Consider the following 1,335-nt stretch of genomic DNA (forward strand, 5'->3'; position numbering starts at 1 on the left):
AGATAATTGGACTCCCCCAACCACCGAAGGTTGGACTAACATTTAAGTTAGCAGACCAAAATGTTATGGGAGTCCATTATGAATAAGATAGTAGTTGGTGTTGATTTAGCAAAGAATGAAATCCAAGTTTGTGTTACCAAACACAATAAAGTGCATTCCAATGAGGCAATGACACCTCGTGATTTCAAAATATGGCTTGCTAATAGCGACACAATGACCATCGTATTCGAAGCATGCAGTACTTCTAACTACTGGAAACAGCAAGCGATAGCGTGCGGTCATGATTCTCGTTTGATTTCGGCAAAGCTTGTTGCTCAAATTAGGCAAAATCAAAAGACTGACAAAAATGATGCATTAGCTATCGTGCAAGCTTCACAACTTGCCAATGTCGATTTTGTTAATGGAAAAAGTAAAGCCCAACAAGCGCTTCAGAGCCTTGTCCGTTTGCGAGAGCTTGCCATTAAGCAAAAAGTAGCTTCATACAATCAATTAACTGGATTACTGCTTGAATTCAATATCAGGGTAGCGGGTGCTAAAGGCGGCATCACTGAAGTTGTTAAGTCGATACTTGAAGATGCTGACAATGATTTTTCACCCGAGTTTAGACATGCGCTTAATATTGCCTTACATCATTATCAGAGTCTTTTAGAAGACATAGCTCAGTATGATATGTGTATAGAGAAAGCGGCCAACCAACATAAAACATGTAAATCATTAATGGCGATAGAGGGCGTTGGCCCACTTAACGCTATAAATCTATACATATCCTTAGGTTGTGGAGAAATAGGGACATTCAAAAAAGGGCGTGATGCAGCAGCCTGCATTGGGTTAACACCAATACAGCACTCTTCTGGGGGAAAAGTGAAGCTTGGCTCGATAGGTAAATATGTCAAAAACAAAACGGTTCGCAGTTATTTGGTAAGTGGTGCGATGTCAGTAGTTAATCAGGCAACTCGTCGAGTAGCTAAAACCAAAAAAGAGTTATGGATACAGCAATTAGTTGAACGAAAAGGTAAGCGCTGTGCTGCAGTCGCTTTAGCAAATAAAACGGTAAGAACAGCCTTTTCTATGCTAACGAACAAAACTGAATATAAAGCAGAGTTACTGTCTGCTAAATGAGTTCCACAATAGTAATGCTCAACGTAAAGATAAAAATCAGCTCGTTAAGTCAGTGCTTCGCTAAGAGCAAAAAGCTCGCTCTAGAGATTTGACAACGAGTTCGCGTAAATATCAGTGAGCCAGAGATAGCTTCTCTAATAGAGCTCGTACATAAGCACGCATTTATTCTTTTGATTGTAAATTATTGTTGTTGACAAGGGGGAGTCCACATAAGCG

At 40.0% G+C, this 1,335-nt stretch carries 1 protein-coding gene; it reads left to right on the forward strand.

The window, feature by feature from the left end; translation table 11 throughout:
• Positions 1-78: 78 nt before the first annotated feature.
• The gene (locus HUS62_RS22270) at positions 79-1,119 is read left to right on the forward strand and encodes an IS110 family transposase (protein WP_175081189.1); all 1,041 of its coding nucleotides are present in this window, start codon (positions 79-81) and stop codon (positions 1,117-1,119) included.
• Positions 1,120-1,335 lie beyond the last annotated feature (216 nt).

The sequence above is a fragment of the Pseudoalteromonas sp. 0303 genome (assembly GCF_013349995.1).
Taxonomy (GTDB): domain Bacteria; phylum Pseudomonadota; class Gammaproteobacteria; order Enterobacterales; family Alteromonadaceae; genus Pseudoalteromonas.

Coding starts and splice junctions, on each gene's coding strand:
- HUS62_RS22270 (WP_175081189.1), top strand. CDS start 79: ATGAATAAGATAGTAGTTGGTGTTGATTTAGCAAAGAATGAAATCCAA.